Raw genomic sequence first — 24,602 nt, 5'->3', positions numbered from 1 at the left:
AGTTTATGTTATAATAATGACATCATAAGACGACGACATATTGATAGAAAGGTGCGCAAATATGATTGGAGAACGTATAAAACGCCTGCGTTTACAAAAAGGCATTTCATTAACTGAACTTGCCGAAAAAGCCGGTGTTGCTAAATCTTACATTAGTTCTATAGAACGAAATTTACAAAAAAACCCTTCCATTCAATTTCTTGAAAAGATCGCAGCAGTTCTACAAATTCCAGTTGATACTTTACTTCATGATGAAACAACAATGGAAAATCACTTAGACTCTGAATGGACACAACTCGTTAAAGATGCAATGAGCTCAGGTGTCTCCAAAGAACAATTTCGTGAATTTCTTGAATTTACAAAATGGAAGCAAGATCAAAAATAATAAATAGAAAGAAGTGCTTACAACCAGCACTTCTTTTTTCTTTATAAAAAAGCGGGAAATCCCCGCTTTTGGGTTTATTCTTTTGCTTCGCCTTCTCCTTGATGAGCATTGAATGTCCATTCTAAGTTCAATGAATCACCTTGGAATTTATTTTGATCACCTTTATCTTCAAATTCAAATTCTACCCATAAGTAATCTTCAGTACCAGCTGCTAAACCACCATTTTCTCCCCATTCAGGAGCAAAGATTGCTTTAGCTAAAACATCTGGATTTTCTTTTTGTAAATCAGCTAATGTTGTTTCGTATACAGGCTCACTCTGTTTATCCCAATTCCAAATGAAATTCACCTTAATGTGCTGACCAAAGTCTTCACCAGCGTTATCATTTTTAAAATCATTCACAGTATACTTTGTCGCTAATTGTACGTCTTTAATTGCTAATGAACCGCTATTCTTTAATAAGAACTCTTTCTTTACTTTATCCCCTGGTTTTAAATCTTTAATATCTACAAGCGTTGTAGGGTCTAATGTAAGATCTAACGTTCCAGCCGCAAATGTGTTATTTGATACTTCTTTATCGCTAAAGTAAGCGAATGTTCCTCCACCAATTAAAGATAACCCCAATGCCGCTGATGCAACTCCCATACCTAATTTCTTTTTCAGACTCACAATCAATTCCCCCTAGCTGTTTTTTATATTTTTTATTGCTATCTCTTATTTAAAATAAGAGATGTAACTAAAACTATATTAGCTTAGCTAATATGTGTTCTTTTTTAAAAACCTTATGTTCATTATAACGAACATAACTATAGAAATACAACACATATTTATTAATATTTTCAGTTATTTTTATTTCTCAATATTATTCTGAAATTTCAGAATAAACGGTAGATAGAGAAAAACTTTAATTAATATTCCCTATCTATACTAATTATTAATCTTCACCATCATATTGCCAATTATTTTTCTCATATCTGTTTTTTGACGTAGATTGTTAAAATAAAGAAGACACACCGAATAGGCGAGTCGCAATACTCTCTCACCTACTCGGCTTTATAACCGCTATTCTCTCTATATGTTGCTGTATTTTACTTGCTATTCTTGTTTCTTACTCTCTTCTTGATTTTTTGCTTCCTCTTGTTTCTTCTTCTCTTCTAGTTTTTTCGTTTCCTCTTGTTTCTTCTCTTCTAGCTTTTTCGCTTCCTCTTGTTTCTTCTCTTCTAGTTTTTTTGCTTCTTCTTGTTTCTTCTCTTCTAGCTTTTTCGCTTCCTCTTGTTTTTTCTCTTCTAGTTTTTTTGCTTCTTCTTGTTTCTTCTCTTCTAGTTCTTTTTGCTTCTCAGCCTCACTCACTTGTTTTGCTGTTTCATCTACTAGTAACTTCTCAAAATCTTGAATTTGTTTATCAATCACTTGTAAATTAACTTCTTTATCAATATACTCACAGTTTTCTTTTACTATATGGAAGCCAGCATTCACATACGAGAATACTTGCTTATTCGATTCAGTTGTATTTCCTTTTAACTCTTCTTGTACTTGATTATAAGGTTCTTCTATTGATTTATATACTTTTTGTAACGATTCTCTCTCAGTAGCTATCTTCTCACGCCCTTGCTTCCATATAACAAGCGCCTGTTCTAATTCCTGAGTGGATCTAACATTTAATTTTGATTTCATCCCTTCGTACTCATGCAAAATAACTTCCTTATGCTGCTTAGCTTGTTCTATTAATTGATCAACTGTTTTTGGAAAAATACTTGCTGTAGAAATAGTAGCCGCTACTTTCGTTTCATGAACGAAAGCTGCTTCTGTATAAGTCATCATTTGAGAGCCTAAATAAAAAGTAATAGAACACAAACATGGCAATATAAGCATCTTTTTGAATTTACGCGGTTGCTTCAGCATTTTAATCTCTCCTATCGAACAACTTGTTCTTTATCAAGAACTATATCTTTATTATAATAAAGTGAATTACAAAATGATATAAAAATTATGTTTCTTTTTATATTTCACTTTTAGCAAAAAAGAGACTATCATTTTTGATAGTCTCTTTTTCTGCTTATTTTTTCTCCACTCCATCACCTTGTTGCGCTTCAAATGTCCATTTTAATTGAAGTTTGTCTCCTTGGAATTCATTTTGAGGCTCATTTTTATTAATAAAGTGGAATTTCACTTTAAATGAGTCATTAGTTCCTGCTTTAATACCTTTCTCAGGCCATAGCCAACTTACTAAATCATTTTCTGCAGCAGTCACTTTTTTATCCGTCAAATCTTTTAATGTCGTTCTCTTAATTACTTGATCTTTTTTATCAATATTTTTTAAGAAAACTACTTCAATGTCTTCACCAAAGTCTTTCTTATTATCCTTCTTCACATCTTCTACATCATATTCTGTAGTTAATAATACTTTTTTAATATCTAATGTACCTTTATTCTCTAATTTAAATTCTTTTTCAATTGTATCACCTGGTTTTAAATTATCCACTTTTACAATTGTTGAAGGATTCAGCGCTAAGTCAAGTGTCCCAGACGCAAATGTATTATTTGACACTTCTTTATCGCTAAAGTATGCAAACGTTCCTCCGCCAACTAATGCAGCCCCTAATACTGCTGATGCGATACCCATTCCTAATTTTTTCTTTAAAGTCATGTCCATATCCCCTTAATATATATTTGTTAATTTCCTAATAGGAAACTATAACCAAAATAATTAGACGGATTGTTCTACTTTTTTCTCTTTCTTTTCTCCATCAATGCTGCGAATCGCGCTAAAGATAGTAATAGCGGAATAGCCTAGTAAAAAGACTCCTGGAATAATAAGAAGCAAAGCAGCTCCCGCTTTTGAATTCGCATAATTTAATGCATACCCTGCATAAGGAACTGTAATATCTGCATATTTCCCAATAACATTCTCCGCAAGTACCGGTTCTAAATCTGGCCCGTTGTTGTTATCTCCTTTTGTTTCATACATTACTTTTCCATTTGTATCTTTTACACCGATAATACGGTGAGTGATAATTTTTTCATCTTTCTCTTTAAAGGTAATAACATCACCTTTTTGATATTTAGAACCATCTTTCGTCGGCTCTATCGCAATAATTGATCCTGTTAAAAATGTTGGTTCCATCGATCCTGAAAGAACGCTCTTAAATTGATATCCCATCACCGTTGGATCACCACCGCTCGCTTTTGAAGAAATAACTACAAAAGCTAAGCAAATCATTAATGCAAATAAAACAAATGAGATAACGTTGCTAATCACCTTCCAAATTAATTTCATCGTTTCTCTCCCTCTCCGTTGTTTTATATTATTTGAAGTATGCAATATCCATTCTCGTTCTTTAACAAGAACACAACTAAATAATATAACGAACATATTAGAAATGCAATAAGAAAATTTACAATTATTAGTTATTTACAATATAAAAAAAGGACTGTGACAAATTCTCTTCACAGCCCTTTAAACTAGTAATTTATTTTTCTTCTGCTTTCATTCCTTTTGTATTTCGGCGTAGTACTACAAATAAAATGGCTCCAAATAATATGGCGGCACCTATTCCAATGCTTATTATTTTCACGTTTGATTCGTTTACTTCAGGCTCGATCGTATCTTTTTTAGGCATTGCAAAAGTAACATCTTCTTTAGAAAGAACATTAACCGTCGCAATTGTTTGATTATTCTTTGTGATATCAACTGCCCCAACTACCTCACCACGATGAATTCCTTTATGATACAAAGAATCTTTATCTAATGAAGCCGCACGGAAAATCGTCCTCACATTTTTTCCTTCATCTTTCTTAAGCATCACTTCTGCACTTTTTTCAAGCTCGCTATCAATATCTTTATTTAAATACGTTGTCTTTTGATGCCAACTATGTTTATCCAGTACAGTTTGCTTCACAAATTGACCGAAAGAATAGTCCGCCATCTGCTTTAAATCTTCATAAATTTCAGGTCTTTGAGAAGCCATTACTACATTTATAATACGATTTCCATCCTTCTCATTTAATAGAACGAGCGTATTGCGCGCTTCATTTGTAAAACCTGTCTTACCGCCAATACTAAATGGATTTTCAAAATAAGTAGATTTATTAAAAATAGACACCGTCTGCCTAGATGTCGTAACTGTCGTCCTTTTCGTATTCATCGCTTGCAAAATCTCAGGGTACTTTTGCACACCTCTCGTAATCATAGCCATATCATATGGCGTAGTATAATGGTTCGGATCATGCAATCCATTTGGTGTTACAAAATGACTGTCGGTAGCGCCTAATTGCTTCGCTCTCTCATTCATCATATTAGCGAAATTCTCAACACTTCCGCCAATACGCTCCGCAATCGCATACGACACATCATTTGCACTCAGCACCATTAAAATCATAAGTGCAGTATTTCTATTAATCGTCTCACCAGGTTGAAACTCAATTTGATAATTACTCTTCTCTTGATCTAATGCTAATTGTGAAAACGTAAATTGATCCTCTGGTTTCGTATGCTCCATAAGTAAAATCGCCGTTAGTACTTTCGTCATACTAGCCGGAAATGCACGATGATGTGCGTTTTTATCATACAAAACATCTCCAGTTTTCGCATCAATCGTAGTTGCAAACTGACTAAAAACATTTGGTCCTTCCTTAGGTGGTGGCGCCACTTGTTCTGGATTCACTCCAATATTCGTCTCAGCACGTAACGTCATAGGTGTCAAAAAAAATAAACAAATAACGGTAACAAAAGCCAAAATTTTCTTTAAATTTACCATATGACTCTCCCTTTTCACTATACTCTCACAGTTTAAAAATTGAATCTACCAATCTATATGTAATTTGTATTAAATTGGAAGAATATTCACTGCTTTTTACTATATCATACTTTTACGATGAAGAACATAAATATACAATAAAAAATAAGAAAGAATTATTCTTTCTTATCCTTCTCATCAATTAATGAATCTATTAAATTTTGACTAGCTTCCTCAGGTGTAATCTCATCTGTCATCCCCATAAACGACCAACCTTTAGAATCGACCCACTCAACAAACTCTTGCAAAAACTCATCATGTGTAACATCCACATCAAGAATTGAGCCATTAATTGAAATCGTTCTATTTTTAGATACGCGCATCTTGAACGTCTTCCTTACCATTACGATAATTCTCCCTTTGCTTTTGAATATTTATAAAATAATCTTGTATCTCTGTTATACATGATTTTAAGTAAATTGTAAAAAGGATATATTGGCCAATTTAGATATTAAAAATGGAAATCGCTTATCCTACATACCTCTCGTTCCATATACAAATGGTCATATTATTCAATAATTAAACCATTTAGATGAATAAGCAATCATGGTCTTTTGGAAGATATCATGCAAAATAGTATAATTTGAACAAGAGAACTAAGGTAGCTCTATTTAGCTGGACTCTTTCGTTGTAGACTTAGAGACCGATGCGAAAATTACTATTTGGTTCCTATTTCTATACATAATATCTTTGGAAAGAAGGTAGTACGGTGAAAACAACAGAAAATTTTACTGACAAGGCCGATATATATGCGAAATATCGCCCTAGTTATCCTAATGAATATATTGATTATTTGCTTTCAGCTAACGAACTAAATGAGAATCAAATTGTGGCCGATATTGGTTCAGGTACGGGGATATTTAGCCGCCAGCTGCTTGAAAGTGGTTTACATGTTATTGGAGTGGAGCCAAATGATGACATGAGAAAAATGGCAGAACAATCGTTAAACCAATATCCTCGTTTTCAATCTATAAAAGCAACTGCTGAAAATACCACTTTAAAAGAAAATAGTGTAGATTTAGTGACCGTTGCCCAAGCATTTCATTGGTTTGATAAAGAAGCTTTCAAAATCGAATGCCAACGAATTTTAAAACAAAAAGCAAACGTTGCTCTTGTTTGGAATAGTAGAGATGTAACTAGTCCACTTATTAAAGAGAACGCAGAAATTTGCCAGAAAACCTGTCCAACCTTTAAAGGCTTTAGCGGTGGAATAGATGAAACGCCAGAAATGTTTAACAGCTTTTTTAAAGATGGAAAATACGAGTTTAAAGAATATCAAAATGATTTACTTTTTGATTATGAAGGCTTTTTAGGAAGGAATTTATCAGCGTCCTATGCTCCGAAAGAAAATGACGAAGAGTATAAAAGCTTTGTTCTTCTCCTATCAGAGTTATTCGACAAATACAGTAAGAATGGAAAAATTATTCTCCCAAACTTAACGCGAAGTTATTTGGGCAATGTGTAAACAGCCTGATACAAAGAGACTTTGATCGGAATTAAAACAAGCCTACCCCCTCCCTAAATGTAGAACGAGGTTAGGCTTGTTTTGCGTGTTGAAATGTAATCACTTTATTGTCTTTTTACAAAAAACAAAACAACTTGCATTTTACCACATCAAATTCAAATGACTTTCGTACAATAAAGTAGAATATATTAGAAGACACTTTAAAATGAGGAGGAACTCAATGGCGCACTGTACGTATTGTAAAACGAAATGGAAAGTAAAAGATGTATGGTCGATACTCGTGACATTTGAAAAAGATTGTCCCTATTGTTTCGGAAGGCAATACCTATCAAAGAGAACAATAAACGCTATGCCAGAACTTATAAGCTTACCTTTACACTTCGTATTTCCTTTTCTTGTTCATTTGAGTGATGAAGGTCCTTTAGATTGGTATCGAAAAAAATAATATAACCGCTTTATTCGAATCCACCTTTAATTAAACTTTCTACTTATATATTCCTTAATACACTACTAACTTGATTCCAAATTCTTTCCTTTCAAAAGATTACTATAAAAATATTGTAAATTTTCAGTTAATTATATATAATTGCTTTAACATAATGAGTAAAGATGCTATTACATAAGTATTTTTGAAGATCCCGTAGCTCAGCAGGGAGAGCGCCACCTTGACAGGGTGGAGGTCGTGAGTTCGAGCCTCTCCGGGGTCATAAAAAAAGAAACCATATCAACCTTCTACGTGATATGGTTTCTCTTTTTATGTAAGTCAATCACTTCCCACCAAACATCTTCTCCAAAGACTTCGCATTAGCAAACAATACTTCTTTCAAGTTATCATCTGCAACGATTTTATAGTCGCCATCTTTGTTTTTCTTTAAGTTCAATGTAACTTTGCGAGTTGCCATTGCTGCATCTTTATCCGCTAAGTTTTTGACGATAGTTGATGTCATTGTTTTTTCGATTGCTTTTTCAGATTGTTCTTTGTCTTCGCTAAATGCGCTAGCAAAGGCCATTGGCATAACTTCTCCCACTGCTTTTGTTACAGCAACGGATAGATCAGCAGATGTAATTTCCACTTGCACTTCTGCTTTGTCATCCTTTTTCGATACTTCTTCTAACTTTTCAAATTTAAAGTTTTTTGTAATTGCACTTAGCATTGCTTTTGCCTCAGCATCATCTGTTTTTTCATTTAGTTTGTTAAATTCCTTGTCACTCTCAACAAATGTACGACCCTTTTCTATATCACCTTTTTGTATCGCTGTTAAAAATTCTTCTGTCGTATCTTTCGGATTTGCACACCCTGCTAAAACACCTACTGTTAATCCTACTATCATCATTAACAGTAATAGTTTCTTTATCTTTTGCACGCTCATTCTCCTCTTATCTTTTCTAGTAAGTCAGCATTATATAATAGTATGAAACTGACATTACAAACATTTTTTAGTATAGCATTTATATGATTTATTTTCTATTCATTCCCAAAATATTAAGGGCCTTGCAGCTTTCCTACAAGGCCCCTCTTCTATCAATCCGTATCCGTAGCACAAATGAGCCACATTTTACACTCCTTACTATCTAACACCATCCAAGTAACATCCCACGCAACATCATAAAACCAATCTGTCCAAGGAGCATGACTTTCGAACACTATAATATCCTCATAACGATCTTGGAACATGCATTGACATACATCGCTCGCTAATTGCTTCGCCATTACCATTCTATCCGGAAAGCACTTATATGCTCCTCCTCTTATGATTTGAAATGCAATACTCCCATCAAGCATTACTGCGCTTCTATATTGAAATTGAAACTTATATTTTTCTGACGTATGTATTTTTAACTCTTCTAAGTTATGCATTATATCTAAAGAGTTGAAGATTCTTCTAAAGAAGTGATCGTATCCATCTTTCAAATGTGGTATTTCTTTGAAAAGATTTTCGTTATGTACTTTAAAACAGCTTATAACCGCTCCGCCATTTACGTTTTGTTCCTTGAATGTATGTATGAGTTTCTCAATAGATGAGTCATTCGTTTCAATTTCCTCAAACGTTCCCTCTTTCCATCTCATAACGCTCACTACTCTCTATTAAAAATTTGTTTCTTCATTATAAATAGCAAAATAAAACCCAGCAACTTTAAAATTGCTAGGTTATCTCTTATTTATATTTGAAAAAACAATCACAATTGCCCCAAGCACATAATGCCCTACTACCATCCACATACTCCGATCAAAGATCATAAGCGACAACCAAAGTGATATATTAATAGCAGCAAATAATACATATAAAATGAAGTCTCTTTTTTGTAGCGCCCCTCTATTCATTACAATGTAAATCGCACCGATAGGAGGAAGGATAAAACAAAGGAAAAAAACAAACATTTTTCTTAACGACCATGGATATGAAGTTACTGTCTGCATAGGAATCTCCTTTTCACTTTATAGTACTTTTAATATTGGCCTCACAATTCTATATTCTTCACCATCAGGCTCCTTTATGATTAAAGGTGAGTGGGGACCTTTTTCTTCTTCTATCATTGTGAATACTTCTGTTTTTTCCTGTACTATGTTGGATTCACTATTTTTAATAGGTTTTTCACTTGTTTCAATTTTCTTTGTTACTTCTCCTAGCCTTTGCCCGACTTCTTCTGCTTTGGCAGGTTCATTCGTAACATAATATTCTTGCCCCTCCCATACTAACATAGGTGGCACTTGTTCTCGTTTGTTACATATTATATAAGTAGTACTAGCTACAAGTAATAGACATATTAATAAAAAGAAGATAGTTTTTTTATTCATATACTATTCTCCCTATCTATCATTTTATTAAATTATATAATATCCATTATATGCAGTAAATGGATATCGTGGGAATTTTCCGATTTTATACAAAAAAGAAAAACCTTACTGATGTAAGGTTCCATTTTTATATTCTATAGTGACCGATTTATTAAAACGATCATTACGATAATCGCTATAAACATAACAACTAAACAGCCGATCATTTTATAAAAGCCTCTTTTCGTTAACGTCCCGCCTTGCACGTCTTTCCGAATAAATAAGAATACGGCTAAAAATAATACAAGCCCAATGCCAAAAGCATACATCATTTGCATATGTTAATCTTCCTTTCTCACTTCCATCTTAATATCTTTTTGCCAAAACAACAAATGAGATAAAGACGGTACTCATCGTAAGTGCCATAAGTATATTCAATAGTTCAGTAGCAGATAGTGTAAGTATTTTTAAGTTTAAGCCGATAGAGAAAAGAAGATAATACGCTGTTAATGCAAAAAAGCTGAAGAACATTCCTTTATAACGAATAAGTTTCATTCGCTCATCTTTTTCTTTAAATTGTGGGTGTAAATAACTTAAGCAAAAACACATAATCATCATACCAAGTAATGGATAAGTTGCTTCTGGCGGTGCGGAATGCGTCATTATACCTGTTAATATCATAAATCCACTCATGAATAGAAAAATAATTCCCATAATAACGAAGTACTTTTGTGAATAGTTCATCTTTATTCCTCCTCTTCTTTTCCTTCATAAATAAATACATGTTCTATCGTTGTCTGAAATGTTTTCGCGATTTCAAATGCTAACGGAAGTGACGGATCGTATTTTCCCTTTTCAATTGAAATGATGGTTTGTCTGGAAACGCCAAGTTTCTCAGCCAATTTTTCTTGAGATAGTCCAAATTTTTTTCGGTATTCGACCATTTTATTTTCCAAGGAAATTTCTCCCTCCTTCCTTATAACGAGTATATACGTAAAGGAAACTTTACGTCAAGTTTCCTTTACATCCATTTTGTTTATTTTTCGTTCTATTTATATAGAAGAAACTTTTTTAATTTCAGCACGTCTATTTTGAAACAAAATACGGAACACTGTAACTAACAGTTACTATATCTCCTCCTCTCTTTTTTTAAAATTTAATATCTCCATATTTGTTTTATCCTTTTAAAATATTTCATTTATCCCTTTATTCGGCGAAATGTGTTATTGGTTTTACGGTGTTTTTCGTCATATTTATAGAAACTAACTGTTTATAAAGCATTTTTTATGTTTAGCAACTTTTTTTGTAGAAATCCTTCACTTTCCTTTCAATATTTAACACTATCTAAATAAAGTTTACGCTAAATTCATAATTTTTTATTTTTTATACTATATTCCGTTATATTGTTGTATAATATCAATGAAAGCGCTTATTATTTCAATATACATAATTCGAACTTATTTTTATCGAAACATTCTAACTATTATACTTATATTTACATGCAACAATTTTAGTTATTCGTATAGGTATACCAAATATATCCACCCTATTTTTCTGTAAAATTACTTTATAACATGAAAGATTAACTTGGGTGATAAGTTATTGTGAATGTTTTTTTACAAAACAGATAAGTAATAGTGTTTGGTATTATGTAAATTATTGTAATAACATAAGAGTAAAGAAAAACATTTACATTGATTATTGGTTCATCAATTATTGAAAAGAGCAAAATGCACCTTTTTGTATGGAAAAAGGATTATATGCATTGGGAGGTTTAAACAAATGACGAGGAAGAATACAACGACAAACCCTTGGGCCAAGTTCCACGGTCCGAACCTTGGTTATGTTATTGAACAGTATGATCTTTACGTAACTGGAGCAGGTTCTGTTGATCCGGAATTACAAGAGCTTTTTGAAATTTTTGGAGCTCCTTCGTTTCAAGATGATGTCGTAACAGGGGACAACACAGCAACACATTTTTCTCCTCAAAACACAGGGAACATTGAAAAAATTCTTAAAGTCGTTCAGCTTGTTGAACAGATTCGTTCTTTCGGGCATACGTTGGCTCACATCAATCCGATGGAAGATGCTGCAAATGGACAATCTCTTCTTGAGAAAGCAATGAACGAACTGAGCGACGCTGATTTGAAAGCGATTCCAGCAAAAACAGTATGGCAAGATGCACCAGAAGGTATTCACACTGCACTTGATGTAATTCATAGATTAAAAGAAGTGTATACACAAACTTTAGCTTATGAATTTTCTCATATACAAGATAGTGAAGAACGCGCGTGGTTGCATCAAATGGTGGAATCAAATTCATTGCGTCAACCACTATCAAATCAAAAACGAACTGCTCTTTTAAAACGTTTAACAGCTGTTGAAGGTTTCGAGCAATTCTTGCATAAAACATTCGTTGGGCAAAAGCGTTTCTCTATCGAGGGCGTTGATATGCTTGTACCCGTTCTAGATGAAATTGTGCTAGAAGGTGCTAAAAACGGCGTAGAAGATGTCATGATTGGTATGGCTCACCGCGGTCGCCTAAGCGTACTTGCACACGTATTAGAAAAACCATATAGTCACATGTTTGCTGAGTTCAAACATGCAAAAATAGAAGGCGCAGTAGCAAACTCTGGTTGGACTGGCGACGTAAAATACCATTTAGGTAGAGAACAAGTCGTTAGTAACGAAGAAGTTAGTACTCGCGTTACATTAGCAAATAACCCAAGTCACCTTGAGTTCGTGAATCCTGTTGTAGAAGGTTTCGCACGTGCGGCTCAAGAAAATCGTAAAAAATCTGGTCTTCCAGAACAAGATACTTCAAAATCATTCGTAATTTTAGTTCACGGTGATGCTGCATTCCCTGGTCAAGGTATTGTATCTGAGACACTCAACTTAAGCAGATTGAATGCATATCAAACAGGCGGAACAATTCATGTTATCGCAAACAATGCAGTTGGTTTTACGACTGATAGCTATGATTCTCGTTCTACGAAATATTCAAGTGACCTTGCAAAAGGTTTCGATATTCCGATTGTTCACGTCAATGCTGATGATCCGGAAGCTTGTCTTGCTGCTGCTAATCTTGCGATTCAATATCGCATGTTGTTCAAAAAAGATTTCTTAATCGATTTAATTGGTTACCGCCGCTACGGTCATAACGAAATGGATGATCCAGCAGTTACACAACCACAAGTGTACAAAAAGATTAAAAATCACCCAACGGTAAGAGCAATTTATGCAGATCAATTACAAGCTGCTGGTGTTCTAAATGCAGATGAAATTGAAACAATTACACAGTTTACGCAAGAGCAATTAAAATCTGACTATGCACAAGTACCGCCAGCCGATACGAGCGATGCAACAATTCACGTTAAAGTGCCAGATGTCGTTGCAAAGGGCATTCAGTCAATTGATACTGGTGTTGAGCTTGATTCACTTCGTGCAATTAATGAAGGTCTGCTATCTTGGCCAGAAGGCTTTAACGTATATCCGAAAGTGAAGAAAATTCTTGAGCGCCGTAAAGACGCTCTTGAAGAGAACGGTAAAATTGAATGGGCACTTGCTGAATCATTAGCATTCGCTTCTATTTTACAAGAAGGTACACCAATTCGTTTAACTGGTCAAGATTCACAGCGTGGTACATTCGCGCATCGTCACATCGTATTACACGATACGGATACAAATGAAACATATTCACCATTACATCGCTTACCAAACATCAACGCTTCATTCTCTGTTCATAACAGTCCGTTATCAGAAGCTGCTGTTGTTGGTTACGAGTATGGTTATAACGTATTCGCTCCAGAAACGCTTGTTATGTGGGAAGCGCAATATGGTGACTTCTCAAATACTGCGCAAGCATTATTTGATCAATATGTTTCAGCTGGAAGAGCAAAATGGGGTCAAAAATCTGGTTTAGTTCTTCTATTACCACACGGTTATGAAGGTCAAGGGCCAGAGCACTCTAGTGCGCGTCCTGAACGTTTCTTACAGTTAGCTGCTGAGAACAACTGGACAGTTGCAAACTTAACGAGCGCGGCACAATATTTCCATATCCTGCGTCGTCAAGCATCTATCTTAGGAACAGAAGCTGTTCGACCATTAGTATTGATGACGCCGAAAAGTTTATTACGTCACCCACTTACGCTTTCAACTGCTAGTCAGTTAAGCGAAGGACGTTTCCAACCTGCTTTAGAACAAGAAAACCTTGGCATGAAACCAAACAAAGTAAAACGTCTTGTTTTAAGTACAGGTAAAATGGCGATTGACTTAGCAGCAGAAATCGAGTCTGGTAAGCATGAGTACAACTTAGATGAAATTCATATCGTTCGTATTGAACAGTTGTACCCATTCCCTGCTGAGAAAGTTCAATCTATTATTAAACGCTTTAAAAACTTAGAAGAAATTATTTGGGTTCAAGAAGAGCCTCGTAATATGGGCGCATGGCATTACATGGCTCCAATTCTGTTCGAACTAGCTGGAGATAAAGTGAAAACAGGTTATATTGGACGCCCAGATCGCTCTAGCCCATCTGGCGGCGATCCATTCGCTCACAAAGCTGAGCAAGAACTAATTGTTTCACACGCTTTAGACGTGAAGTATAACTTCCGTCAAGATAAACTAGAAATTGAAGTTTTCAGCAACTAAAAAGTAACAATGAAGATTTCTAGCTTGTTCCTTGGGCAGATATTCCGCCCAAGGTCAGGCTAACAAATGGAGATTACCGAAGACAAAAGAAGAAAAAACACACCGTTAGGCAAATAAGGGGAGGACATTTAAAATGATCGAAATTAAAGTACCTGAGCTTGCAGAATCTATTACTGAAGGAACTATCTCACAATGGCTTATCAACGTAGGCGACAAAGTTGAGAAAGGTGGCAGCGTTGTTGAGCTTGAAACTGATAAAGTCAATGTAGAAATCATTGCAGAAGATTCAGGTATTGTATCGAAGTTACTAGGCGAACCTGGGGATACAGTTGAAGTTGGCGCAACTATCGCAATTTTAGATGCAAACGGAGCACCAGTTGCAGTAAGTACACCTGCACCGTTAGCTGAGCAACCAAAACAAGAAACAACTGAAGCACCAAAAGCTGCGGCACCAAGTGCTGAACAAACTGCAACTCTACAAGGTTTACCAAATACAAACCGTCCTATCGCATCACCAGCTGCTAGAAAAATGGCTCGTGAATTAGGAATCGACTTAAACGACGTACGTAGCACAGATCCACTTGGACGTGTGAGACCACACGATGTACAAGCTCATGCTGTAGCACCAAAAGAAGCACCAGCTGCTCCAAAAAGTCCAGCTCCTGCTCCAGTTGCAAAAACTGAATTCGAAAAACCAGTTGAGCGCGTGAAAATGTCCCGCCGCCGTCAAACAATTGCAAAACGTCTTGTAGAAGTTCAACAAACATCTGCAATGTTAACAACATTTAACGAAGTTGATATGACTGCAATCATGGAATTACGTAAAGAGCGTAAAGATGCTTTCGAGAAAAAACATGATGTACGTCTTGGTTTCATGTCATTCTTCACAAAAGCAGTTGTTGCAGCATTAAAACAATTCCCATTATTAAATGCTGAAATTCAAGGCGACGAGCTTATCATTAAAAAATTCTATGATATCGGTATTGCAGTAGCAGCTCCAGATGGATTAGTTGTTCCAGTTGTACGCGATGCGAACCAATTAAACTTCGCTGAAATCGAAAGCGAAATTCGTGAATTAGGTAAAAAAGCACGTGATAACAAACTTTCACTAAAAGAACTACAAGGTGGTACATTTACAATTACAAACGGTGGTGTGTTCGGTTCTCTAATGTCAACACCGATCCTAAACAGCCCACAAGTTGGTATTTTAGGAATGCACAAAATCCAAGTACGTCCAGTTGCAATCGATAACGAACGTATGGAAAACCGCCCAATGATGTACATCGCTTTATCTTACGATCACCGTATTGTTGATGGTAAAGAAGCAGTTAGCTTCCTTGTTGCTGTTAAAGATATGCTTGAAGATCCAAAATCATTATTATTAGAAGGTTGATAGATTTATAATCTATTACAAGCTGTAGAATATATCATTCTACAGCTTTTTTTATTGCATTCATACGGGACAAATCGCATGACATAAGGTAATAATGTATGCCTAAAAAGTAAGGAGGATTAAAATGAGTAACCTTCCAGCACATGCAAAACTAAAAGCAAATAAAGATACTTTCTTCCTCCCCGACTCAAACGGGGGTGTCTATTTTCGAAATAACGCCAGTTCATTTCGTATGGACGGTGACGGAATTTATAACTGGATTGAAAAATTAATGCCAATGTTTAATGGTAATTATTCTTTAGCAGAAATAACGGATGGTCTCCCTCTCCCCTATCAAAATCGTGTATTTGAAATTGGAGAGATTTTATATACAAATGGGTTTGTCCGTGATGTAAGTCAAGATGCACCTCATGAATTAAACAGTGCATTACTTGATAGATATGCTTCGCAAATTGAATTTCTAGAAGCAGATTCTCATTCAGGCGCTTTAAAATTCGAAACGTACCGCAATGCAAATGTACTTATAATCGGCTCTGGAGATATGCTTACTTCCTTAGTTTCTTCTTTATTAGAATCCGGATTACCTACCTTTCATTACCTTGTGACAGATTATGAAGAAACGAATTACGACCGTATTCACGAGCTAGTAGAACTTGCGCATGAAGTAGATGATGCTGTACTTGTTCAAGAAATAGATACAACAATTGATCGTCCCCTGCATGAAGTGTTCGAGCCTTTCGACTGGATTTTATACGTTTCGCAAAATGGAGATATCGAAGGACTAAGAGCAGCTCACACGATTTGCAAGGAAGTAGGAAAGAACTTCATACCAGCCGTTTGTTTATCAACACTTGGTATAGCTGGTCCTGTCGTAATGGCTAATCGTGAAGAATGCTGGGAATCCGCATGGCATCGGCTACATGAAACAACTTTACAAAATGAAAATTCATCAGCCGCCTTCTCTCCTATTACATCTGCAATGCTAGCAAATATAATCGTTTTTGAATTATTTAAGCACGTTGCTAATGATTCTTACCGAGAAAAAGAACCTCAATTCTTTTTATTAAATTATGAAACACTCGAAGGAGCATGGCATCCTTTTATAAAACATCCTCTCGCCACTGATGAAAGTTTTACAATTGATACGATAGAAAACCTTTCTGAACAACTTGAGCATCGGTCTAACCAACATACCTCAACTGATTTATTCCGTTTTTTCGATTCATTAACTTCTAAAGAAACTGGTATATTCCATGTATGGGATGAACAAGATTTATATCAATTACCATTATCACAATGCAATATTCAAGTAGCTACACCGCTATCAGATGGTCCAACTTCCCTCCTTCCTCTTATGACTTGCGCTGGTTTGACTCATAACGAAGCGCGCCGAGAAGCTGGTTTAACAGGAATTGAAACCTATGTAACAGAAATTATGCACCGCCTTATCCCTGAACATAACGATATCGGTATTGGCGCTGGAGAAACGATGACAGAGGGTGTATACCGGGCACTACAACAACATTTAAATCACAAATTGTATGAACGACAAGCACATATGCTAGAAGAAATTACGACGGTCGACTTAACGGACATTTATGATAAACATTGTAGATTTTATTACGATGCCCTCGCTACCATTCATGAAACACCTAAAATCGCAATGGGTGAAGAGATTCTCAGCTTTCCAGTCGTTTGGGTTGGTATACATGATCGATGGTATGGTGCATCTAATATTAATATGACGTTAGCGTTACGAAACGCACTACAACTATCGCTTCTTCATATTCAAAATGAAGAAACTCCTTACAGAGCTAATATCTTGCCGGAATCCTCTATTATTTTATATGACACGGATTCTTTTAGGTTAGAAATACAAGCAGAAGAAGAAATTCCAAGTACGCAATCTGTACAGCTTGCCCTGCAACATTTAGAAGAACATCATTTTTATCCATTCGTGTTTGATTTAGCGATTGAATCATTTTTGAAAGAAAACTTAGATGGTGTGTACGGGGTATTAATTGCAAAGGAGGACGGTCTATGACTCAAAATATATTACTTATAGGGGATGGCATTCTTGCAGACTATGTACATGATCGATTATGCAAACAATATTCCATCGTTCGCCAACATACAATTGCAGACGAACTCCCTGAAAATATCGATCTCGCTCTCGTATTACACGACGGCTCTCCTTCTACTATTCATCATGACGCTGAGCTAATTTTCCGTTCAAATCATATTCCGTGGCTACGTGGTTTTACTTCATTTGGTGAAGGTATTATCGGTCCTTATATTCATCCTCTTGCAGCAGGATGTACTCATTGTGCCGATGGACGACGCTTTATCGCTGGATTTGATCAAAAAGAGATGTGGGAGCTACAACGAAAATATGCGGTAAAAGAAGAAAACGTAACAAGGCGTGATGTACGTGCCACCCAAAATGGCATTCTGCAAATGTGCCATCTTATTTGCGCAGAAACAGAGAAAATATTAACTCATACTCATTCTTCTTTAGAAAATGAACTCATTTTACTAAACTTACAAACACTGCAATGTACGCGGCATTCTTTTCTTCCAGATCCGCTCTGTCCTGTATGTAGTAATTTGCCTGATGACACGGCAGATGCAGCAGCGATTTCATTACAACCGAGCTTAAAAACAAGTGATGCAACATATCGCTGTCGTTCCATTCATGAACTAAACACATTTTTAACGAAGGACTATTTAGATTACCGAGTCGGTATGTTGAACGGAAAAATGCAGCATTCTTTATTACCATTTGCTGACGTTATTATAAACATGCCATTAATGTTTGGAAATGAAGGGGTTGCAGGCCGAACTCTTTCATTTGCAATAAGTGAAGCAACTGCTATTTTAGAAGGTTTAGAGCGATATTGTGGTATGTCACCTCGAGGGAAAAAGACAAATGTGCATGCTAGTTTTCATGATGTAGAGGATCATGCACTAAATCCCCTTACGCTCGGTGTACATACAAATGAACACTATAATCGTGATGGTTTTCCATTTAAACCGTTTGACCCTGACTATGAACAAAACTGGGTATGGGGATATTCATTGTCACAAAACCGTCCAATTTTAGTTCCTGAATCAATCGCTTATTATAGCCTCGGTCATCGAGATGCTTACGTATATGAAACATCAAATGGATGTGCCATTGGTGGTAGTTTAGAAGAAGCAATTTTTTACGGTATTTTAGAAGTTGTAGAGCGTGACGCCTTTTTGCTCACTTGGTATGCCGAATTACCTCTTCCCCGCCTTGATCTTAGTTCAGCAAATGATACGGAATTACAATTAATGATTCAGCGGCTGTACACGATTACCGGTTATGAATTGCATGCTTTTAACGCAACGATGGAACACGGCATCCCAAGCTTATGGGTAATCGCGAAAAATACGCGTGAAAATGGAATGAACGTTGTTTGTGCTGGAGGCTCTCATTTGGACCCAATCCGCGCTTTAAAGAGTGCCATTCACGAAATAGCAGGTATGTTACTTATAACAGACGATGAACTCGAACAAAAAAGAGAGCACTACGAAAATTGCTTACAAGACCCTTATCTCGTAAATAAAATGGAAGACCATAGTATGCTGTACGGATTGAAAGAAGCAGAAGAACGTCTTCACTTCCTTTTACGTGACGATGCTCCGGTGCAATCGTTCCAAGAAATGAACAGATTACAATCATTTGATCTCGATTTAACATCCGATCTTCATCAACTTTTAAACCGTCTAGGGCAAACCGGACTTGAAGTAATCGTTGTAGATCAAACAGTGCCTCTTATAGAAAAAAACGGATTGCATTGTGTAAAAGTCATTATTCCAGGCATGCTACCGATGACGTTCGGTCACCATCTCACTCGGATTACAGGACTGGATAGAGTGTATACTGTACCGATGACGCTTGGATATACCGCTGAGCCTTTAATGAATGAACAATTAAATCCACATCCGCATCCGTTTCCATAGTAAAGGAGGGATTCTATGCAGCTGGATACTTTTTTACATCATCTCCATTTTTCTATAGAAGAAATTATGCCAAATCATGAAATAGACTGGGAAGATGCACCGCTTCCTTATAAATTATATCGAAACTTACCTATTATCCCTCTCTCTTTAGAAATCCCATTATCTTTACCTAACTCTTCTACTACACCTACTTTGAAAGAGATTGGTCATTACCTTTGGTGTTCATTTGGTTTAACCCAGTTATGTCAGCTAAATAGCGAGAAAATTTTATTTCGAAGATCTATCCCTTCCGGCGGCGCTTTGTATCCAAATGAATTGTATATATATTTAAAAATTGACGATTATCCAGACGGCATCTACCATTACGACGCCGCGCATCACCGACTTATTTTACTTCGCGAAGGAAATTTCGATTCTTACCTTACAGAAGCACTCGGCAATCGTTGTAACATACAATCTTGTTTTGGTGCTGCATTCGTATCCACTATGTTTTGGAAAAACTACTTTAAATACAATAACTTTTCGTATCGGCTTCAAGGGTTAGATAGCGGTGTTCTCATCGGCCAATTACTGGAATGTGCCAAACAATTTGGTTACACAAATGGTGTATATTTTCAGTTTCTAGACCGTGCAATCAATCATTTACTCGGACTGTCAGAAGGCGAAGAAAGTGTGTATGCTGTCGTTCCTTTCAGTACAGAACCGCAATCTAATTGGTTTCACAATGATTACCGTGAACATAAAACAATTACTTCTCATGAGCTATTACAACAAATTCCGCCTTTAGCACATGAACATTTCGTTCGCTCAAAGCATGTAAATGAGTATCCGATGATAACAAAAATAAATGAAGCTTCTATGATCGAATCGACAGCACAGTTCCAAACACTAGCTCATGAAGAGCACTATCAACATCATGCGCACGCTGTACAACTGCCGAAAGTAGAGCGTTTATCTTATGATTTCTTACAACTTTGCCGAAAACGGTATTCCCCTGATGCTGACTTTATTTTTACAAAATGGGATGCAGCCGAGCTCGCTACTTTACTACAAGAAGCGAGCCTCTCCTTCCCTTATTACAACGACATTGATGGTACGTATGTAAATGAAAATGTGCGCGTCTCATTATATGGATGTTTCTATAACGTAAAAGATATAGAAAACGGCGCTTACACTTATAACAGTAAAACACATTCCATACAATCACTTCGATATGGGGACCTTCGTTATCCCCTTCAATCTAGTATGACGATGGATAACGTAAACCTTTTTCAAGTACCACTTTGCTTACATGTAGTCGGAAAGAAAGATTACTATACAAATGCATTAGGCTATAGAGGGTACCGTATTCATCAAATGGAGGCAGGTATACTCGTTCACAAACTCGTTTTTGCAGCGACCGCAATAGGGATGGGCGGGCATCCTTTACTTAGTTTTGATACAAATTCATGTGATCAGTTGTACGGAATAGATGCTGGGAATGAAACGTCACTTATTCAAATTCCTGTTGGAGCGTATCGAGCGCGGAATTGGTTAAAAGGGGATTTGCGTATTTAGAAGCACGCCGCTCATCGGCGTGCTTTTTTTAAAGGACTTACTTAATAAAAAGAGAAGTGAGTATATATTCTTACATAAAAGGAGAGTTTAACTTGAGCATTTTACAACGATTAATCCAGCAAGCAAAAAATCCTCGGGGGACAATTGGTTCTTCCATGCTTTGTATTATGAACAGTGCACATACGAGACTAACCAATTGGGCATTACAAAAAGTATATATAAAGAAAGAGGCAATTATATTAGATATCGGTTGTGGCGGCGGTAAAACGATACACACTCTTTCAAAACGAACTCCACTTGGAAAAATATACGGGATTGATTACTCCTATCAAGCTGTAAAAAATTCGATACAGACGAATATAAAAGATGTTCAAAAACAAAAAGTCATTGTTCAACAAGCAAGCGTTTCTTCTATTCCCTATCATACAAACTTCTTCGATCTCATTACCGCTTTTCAAACACACTACTTCTGGCCTGATGTGGAACAAGATATAAAAGAAGTATTTCGCGTCTTGCAACCGAAAGGATCCTTTTTATTAGTGGCTGAAACTTTCAAAATTCAATATCATATGGAGAAATGCAAAACGAATGAAGAATTAGTAAACCTATTTTATAAAACAGGATTTACAAGCGTGAAATGTTATGAAGAAAGAGGATGCCTTTGTGTAATAGGGACCAAGTAAAAAACAGACCCTTTGAGGTCTGCTTTTTTTACTAGATTAATTTGAAAATGCTCTTTATTTGTCTCGCAAATAACCAGTTTTTCGTACCGTAGTTATCATTTAAACTATCTAAATTGATAGATTGTCCGTTAGCAAACTTTAATTCTAACGTTGTATTTTTATCGTTTGTTTTTAAGTTACTATGTGTAATAGCATCATACTTTAATTTTTCAATTTCAACATATTCGTCTTTTTCTTGTCCGATCACGACATGGTCTTGGAAGAAGAAAAATACTTCTACTTTCTTACCGAAACAAAATACGTTTTTCGTATAAATTAATGTCGCGTTATCAAGTCCAACGCATACTTCTTTCATCTCTTCAATAACGTGTCCAAAGTCTTCTTCCTGTCTTGCGTTTGATTCAGCAATCCATTCTTCGATTGTTTTCATGTTAATTGCCATACTGTGCCCCCTGGTTCGTTCATTGCTTTGTTTAAAAACTAAATACTATATGACAATATAAGCGATACGTACTATGTTTTCAAGGGTGAACGGTATATTCAAAATAAAGTTAAATTTCAAAGTAATATACTAGGAGCACCAATCTCATTGTATTTTAAACGTTTGCACGAGGCATTCTTCATCGTCGATTAACTGTATTTTCTCATCAAATTCGATGTTTAGCTCCCTATATACTTTCTTCCAAAAAGAAACAGCTGGTACATTTTTCACAAGTTCGATAACGAAATATTGCCCTCGTTTCTCTTTTAGTACATTCTTAATAACTTGTTTACCGATTCCTTTCCCCTTGTATTGATTCAATATGAAAATGTCATTTATACCAAAATCGTTTTCCTTCTTCAAAAATGGACGTTCCAGTAGTAATAAAAATCCTACAATCTCATTATCACTTTTAATAAAATACGGAGTGATTCCATCATTTCCCCAAAACATATGTAAATCTTCGTATTCAAAAAATCCATTTGCTTCAATTGTTATATTGGGTGTGAACTTAGAGAGGTCATGCAGATATAGTGCATATAAATTACGCAATATTTCTTTTTCTGATTCTTGAACAGTTTGAAGTGTTACAAACATTTTTAATAATCCCCTTCCCTATATGTAACTATTTCCCAATCGTCTTCATTCGACAAAATTGATGATTACCCTTTAACGAAAAAAATAGCACTTAAAAAGTGCTATTCCGCTCGTCTTGCCGCTTGCTGAATTGGATCCCAAACGCTGTTATATGGTGGTGCATAACTTAAGTCCACATCTTCTAAATCGTGAATGCTCATTTTATTGAAGAGTGCCATTGCGATCACATCAATCCGTTTATCTACACCTTCTTCTCCAATTACTTGTCCACCTAATAATTGTTTCGTGTCAGAACGGTATAGTAATTTCAAGTAAAGTGGTTTCGCATTTGGATAATAGCCCGCCATATTTGTGGAATCTACTTTGACTGTTTTATACGGGATATGTAATCCTTTTGCTTCCTTTTCATTTAAGCCTGTTCTTGCGAGCGTCAAATTCATAAATTTAATAATGCCTGTACCCAACGTTCCTTTAAAAGCTCTTCGTTTATCCAGCATATTCAGTCCAGCAAGTCGCCCTTGTTTATTTGCAGTTGTTCCAATTGGAATATGATCATGAATTTCTTTTATAACGTGATAATGTGTCGCACAATCACCAGCTGCATATACGTCTTGCACATTCGTTTGCATATATGCATTTACCTCGATTGCCCCTTTATGATTTGTACGTATATTCGTTCCTTCAAGAAAATCAGTATTCGGCTTCACTCCGACAGATACTAGAACAAGATCCGCTTTATACGTACCTTTATCCGTTTCAACTGCTTCTACTCGTTCATTCCCTTTAAACGCTTTTACATTTTCATTCGTTAAAATTTCAATATGATGTTTATCTGCTTCTTTATGTATATATTCCGCCATATCTGCATCGTAAATTGTACCGATATGATCATTTCTCTCAATCATTCTTACTTTCTTACCGAGTTCGACGAATGTTTCTGCCATTTCCAGCCCAATTGCACCGCCGCCAATAATGGTTACATCTTCAACTTTATTCGTTTCTAGCGTTTTTAATATGCGCTCAGCATCCGGAATTGTTTTTAAAAGATGAACGCCTTGTAAATCTCGCCCTTCCCATTCTGGCATAACAGGACGTACTCCGGTCGCAATTAATAAACGATCATACGAAAATTCAAAGACATCTTTCGTCTTCGTATGCTCTGCGTATACCATTTTCTTTTCCGTATCTACTTTCGTTACTTCATGTCGTACTTTCGCATCAATCCCGTATTTATCACGAAACGTCTTTACATTACGCGCGATTAACTTTTCCGTTGAAGCGATAGCACCACTAATGACATATGGTAACCCGCACTGCGCGTACGAATAAATTTCACCTTTTTCTAACGTTACAACATTTGCATTTTCATCGTTTCTAACAATTTGCATCGCTGCACTCATACCAGCTGCATCTCCGCCAATAATGACATAGTTCACTTTACCACTCCTTCTTTTTTACATACTCTTTACGTTTTCCATATTTTACAGAAATAACACCTACTTCCATTGTAAAGAAAGAGAATTTCATCTTCAAATTTGGTGCACAAACCTATGCCTAAATAGGTAACTGTCGTGCCTTATAAACAACATGTTTAATATGCTATAACAGTTACTATTGAAAGTAGGTGAAATATATGTGCGCCGGCCTTCTCGCCCATCTTCCAGATGAACCGCAAGAACCAAAAGAACCGAAACCAGCCGTCTCACTTGACCAAGAATTTTCCATTAATGCAACAATATATAGCGCTCGTGCTTGGTTATCTAACGATGATACATTTGCGCAAGATATTTGGAAAGCTACCCAATTCGCTTCAGCATCACATGCTGGCAA

Annotated in this window: 25 protein-coding genes, 1 tRNA gene and 1 pseudogene; 11 read left to right on the top strand and 16 right to left on the bottom strand. The window is 35.9% G+C overall.

Going from position 1 to position 24,602, the window contains the following annotated elements:
• Positions 1-61: 61 nt before the first annotated feature.
• Positions 62-385 (top strand): helix-turn-helix domain-containing protein, encoded by a 324-nt coding sequence (locus ACTFR9_RS23715; protein ID WP_000578886.1) that lies wholly within the window; start codon positions 62-64, stop codon positions 383-385.
• Positions 386-459: 74 nt separating this feature from the next.
• Here the strand turns inward: ACTFR9_RS23715 and calY are convergent, their stop codons facing one another.
• The 6 genes from calY to ACTFR9_RS23685 form a co-directional block, all read right to left on the bottom strand.
• A complete protein-coding gene (gene calY, locus ACTFR9_RS23710; protein ID WP_000053738.1) occupies positions 460-1,053 on the bottom strand; it encodes a biofilm matrix protein CalY in 594 nt (197 codons plus the stop codon).
• Positions 1,054-1,479: 426 nt separating this feature from the next.
• The gene (locus ACTFR9_RS23705) at positions 1,480-2,286 is read right to left on the bottom strand and encodes a DUF4047 domain-containing protein (RefSeq protein ID WP_440049029.1); all 807 of its coding nucleotides are present in this window, start codon (positions 2,284-2,286) and stop codon (positions 1,480-1,482) included.
• A 154-nt stretch (positions 2,287-2,440) separates the two neighbouring features.
• Positions 2,441-3,031: a TasA family protein gene (locus ACTFR9_RS23700; RefSeq protein ID WP_000172843.1), complete on the bottom strand. Its 591-nt coding sequence runs from the start codon at positions 3,029-3,031 to the stop codon at positions 2,441-2,443.
• 60 nt (positions 3,032-3,091) lie between these two features.
• Positions 3,092-3,661, bottom strand: coding sequence for a signal peptidase I SipW (sipW, locus tag ACTFR9_RS23695; RefSeq protein ID WP_000767808.1), 570 nt, complete (start codon positions 3,659-3,661; stop codon positions 3,092-3,094).
• 193 nt (positions 3,662-3,854) lie between these two features.
• Positions 3,855-5,141 (bottom strand): D-alanyl-D-alanine carboxypeptidase family protein, encoded by a 1,287-nt coding sequence (locus ACTFR9_RS23690; protein WP_229136484.1) that lies wholly within the window; start codon positions 5,139-5,141, stop codon positions 3,855-3,857.
• Between the two features lie 155 nt (positions 5,142-5,296).
• Entirely contained in the window at positions 5,297-5,524 is a 228-nt protein-coding gene (locus ACTFR9_RS23685; protein ID WP_000251858.1) for a hypothetical protein, read from the bottom strand.
• Positions 5,525-5,889: 365 nt separating this feature from the next.
• On the opposite strand from ACTFR9_RS23685, the gene ACTFR9_RS23680 reads away from it, so the two are divergent.
• The 3 genes from ACTFR9_RS23680 (at position 5,890) to ACTFR9_RS23670 (ending at position 7,352) form a co-directional block, all read left to right on the top strand.
• Complete coding sequence (locus ACTFR9_RS23680; RefSeq protein ID WP_074607982.1) at positions 5,890-6,645, top strand: class I SAM-dependent methyltransferase; 756 nt, start codon at positions 5,890-5,892, stop codon at positions 6,643-6,645.
• A gap of 220 nt (positions 6,646-6,865) precedes the next feature.
• The gene (locus ACTFR9_RS23675) at positions 6,866-7,090 is read left to right on the top strand and encodes a hypothetical protein (RefSeq protein ID WP_000929656.1); all 225 of its coding nucleotides are present in this window, start codon (positions 6,866-6,868) and stop codon (positions 7,088-7,090) included.
• A 189-nt stretch (positions 7,091-7,279) separates the two neighbouring features.
• Positions 7,280-7,352: transfer RNA gene (locus ACTFR9_RS23670), tRNA-Val, on the top strand.
• A 60-nt stretch (positions 7,353-7,412) separates the two neighbouring features.
• Here the strand turns inward: ACTFR9_RS23670 and ACTFR9_RS23665 are convergent.
• From ACTFR9_RS23665 to ACTFR9_RS23635, 7 genes are all read right to left on the bottom strand, one after another.
• Positions 7,413-8,009 carry a DUF5105 domain-containing protein gene (locus ACTFR9_RS23665; RefSeq protein ID WP_229136482.1) on the bottom strand — a complete coding sequence of 199 codons (597 nt, stop codon included), beginning with the start codon at positions 8,007-8,009 and terminating at the stop codon, positions 7,413-7,415.
• 158 nt (positions 8,010-8,167) lie between these two features.
• Complete coding sequence (locus tag ACTFR9_RS23660) at positions 8,168-8,713, bottom strand: hypothetical protein (RefSeq protein ID WP_229136481.1); 546 nt, start codon at positions 8,711-8,713, stop codon at positions 8,168-8,170.
• An 81-nt stretch (positions 8,714-8,794) separates the two neighbouring features.
• Positions 8,795-9,064, bottom strand: a complete 270-nt coding sequence (locus ACTFR9_RS23655; RefSeq protein ID WP_001195382.1) for a hypothetical protein — start codon at positions 9,062-9,064, stop codon at positions 8,795-8,797.
• 18 nt (positions 9,065-9,082) lie between these two features.
• A complete protein-coding gene (locus ACTFR9_RS23650) occupies positions 9,083-9,442 on the bottom strand; it encodes a hypothetical protein (RefSeq protein WP_086707397.1) in 360 nt (119 codons plus the stop codon).
• 134 nt (positions 9,443-9,576) lie between these two features.
• Positions 9,577-9,759: a DUF3976 domain-containing protein gene (locus tag ACTFR9_RS23645; protein WP_001178301.1), complete on the bottom strand. Its 183-nt coding sequence runs from the start codon at positions 9,757-9,759 to the stop codon at positions 9,577-9,579.
• Positions 9,760-9,787: 28 nt separating this feature from the next.
• Positions 9,788-10,165: a hypothetical protein gene (locus ACTFR9_RS23640; RefSeq protein ID WP_001109908.1), complete on the bottom strand. Its 378-nt coding sequence runs from the start codon at positions 10,163-10,165 to the stop codon at positions 9,788-9,790.
• Positions 10,166-10,167: 2 nt separating this feature from the next.
• Positions 10,168-10,377 (bottom strand): helix-turn-helix transcriptional regulator, encoded by a 210-nt coding sequence (locus ACTFR9_RS23635; RefSeq protein WP_002202726.1) that lies wholly within the window; start codon positions 10,375-10,377, stop codon positions 10,168-10,170.
• 826 nt (positions 10,378-11,203) lie between these two features.
• On the opposite strand from ACTFR9_RS23635, the gene odhA reads away from it, so the two are divergent.
• The 6 genes from odhA to ACTFR9_RS23605 all read left to right on the top strand — a co-directional run bounded on the left by odhA (position 11,204) and on the right by ACTFR9_RS23605 (position 21,694).
• On the top strand, positions 11,204-14,071 hold the full coding sequence (gene odhA, locus ACTFR9_RS23630; protein ID WP_000197153.1) for a 2-oxoglutarate dehydrogenase E1 component: 2,868 nt from the start codon (positions 11,204-11,206) through the stop codon (positions 14,069-14,071).
• Positions 14,072-14,204: 133 nt separating this feature from the next.
• Entirely contained in the window at positions 14,205-15,464 is a 1,260-nt protein-coding gene (gene odhB, locus ACTFR9_RS23625; RefSeq protein WP_229136480.1) for a 2-oxoglutarate dehydrogenase complex dihydrolipoyllysine-residue succinyltransferase, read from the top strand.
• A 124-nt stretch (positions 15,465-15,588) separates the two neighbouring features.
• Positions 15,589-17,508 (top strand): putative thiazole-containing bacteriocin maturation protein, encoded by a 1,920-nt coding sequence (locus ACTFR9_RS23620; protein ID WP_061185267.1) that lies wholly within the window; start codon positions 15,589-15,591, stop codon positions 17,506-17,508.
• Positions 17,505-19,454 carry a TOMM precursor leader peptide-binding protein gene (locus ACTFR9_RS23615; RefSeq protein ID WP_440049028.1) on the top strand — a complete coding sequence of 650 codons (1,950 nt, stop codon included), beginning with the start codon at positions 17,505-17,507 and terminating at the stop codon, positions 19,452-19,454. Before ACTFR9_RS23620 ends, ACTFR9_RS23615 begins: the two co-directional genes overlap by 4 nt.
• A gap of 15 nt (positions 19,455-19,469) precedes the next feature.
• Positions 19,470-21,011 (top strand): SagB family peptide dehydrogenase, encoded by a 1,542-nt coding sequence (locus ACTFR9_RS23610; protein WP_229136477.1) that lies wholly within the window; start codon positions 19,470-19,472, stop codon positions 21,009-21,011.
• 92 nt (positions 21,012-21,103) lie between these two features.
• Positions 21,104-21,694, top strand: a complete 591-nt coding sequence (locus tag ACTFR9_RS23605; protein ID WP_000025740.1) for a class I SAM-dependent methyltransferase — start codon at positions 21,104-21,106, stop codon at positions 21,692-21,694.
• 31 nt (positions 21,695-21,725) lie between these two features.
• On the opposite strand, the gene ACTFR9_RS23600 is transcribed toward ACTFR9_RS23605, so the two are convergent.
• From ACTFR9_RS23600 to ACTFR9_RS23590, 3 genes are all read right to left on the bottom strand, one after another.
• Positions 21,726-22,136: a DUF3908 family protein gene (locus tag ACTFR9_RS23600; RefSeq protein WP_000996789.1), complete on the bottom strand. Its 411-nt coding sequence runs from the start codon at positions 22,134-22,136 to the stop codon at positions 21,726-21,728.
• Positions 22,137-22,280: 144 nt separating this feature from the next.
• Positions 22,281-22,772, bottom strand: coding sequence for a GNAT family N-acetyltransferase (locus ACTFR9_RS23595; RefSeq protein WP_000498238.1), 492 nt, complete (start codon positions 22,770-22,772; stop codon positions 22,281-22,283).
• A gap of 101 nt (positions 22,773-22,873) precedes the next feature.
• On the bottom strand, positions 22,874-24,208 hold the full coding sequence (locus ACTFR9_RS23590) for an FAD-dependent oxidoreductase (RefSeq protein ID WP_001110224.1): 1,335 nt from the start codon (positions 24,206-24,208) through the stop codon (positions 22,874-22,876).
• A gap of 197 nt (positions 24,209-24,405) precedes the next feature.
• Between ACTFR9_RS23590 and ACTFR9_RS23585 the strand changes: the two are divergent.
• Positions 24,406-24,602: pseudogene (locus ACTFR9_RS23585) on the top strand (hypothetical protein); the annotation flags it as partial.

The sequence above is a fragment of the Bacillus cereus group sp. MYBK222-1 genome, from assembly GCF_051916425.1.
In the GTDB taxonomy this organism is placed as follows: Bacteria; Bacillota; Bacilli; order Bacillales; family Bacillaceae_G; genus Bacillus_A; species Bacillus_A paranthracis.
This window is presented reverse-complemented; position numbering and strand designations above follow the sequence as displayed.